Source organism: Oleiphilus sp. HI0067 (assembly GCF_001635735.1).
On record NZ_LWFI01000779.1, the window covers coordinates 1 to 270 of the forward strand.

At 45.2% G+C, this 270-nt stretch carries 1 protein-coding gene; it reads right to left on the reverse strand.

Features of this window, described 5'->3' with window-relative positions; translation table 11 throughout:
• Window positions 1-270: hypothetical protein (locus A3739_RS29760; protein ID WP_369821101.1), on the reverse strand; the 270-nt coding region annotated here is incomplete at both ends.

Genomic DNA, 270 nt, shown 5'->3' on the forward strand with positions numbered 1-270 from the left:
CGAGCGCAACAATCGCGCAATTCTCATCCATGTAAGATGCATAAACCAAGTCATCGGGAAGCACATTAGACACGACACTTATATCCTGCGCACTCGTCTGTCGCGCAACATGCTCGTGTCTCGGATCACAGATCTGAACCTCGTATCCAATACTTTCTGCCAGTGGTAACAATGCAAGTGATACATCACTCAATCCGATAAGCAATAAGCGATCTGGACGATCATATCTGAGCTTTACTTTATCGGCTAAACGATTAACGACTGAGTATG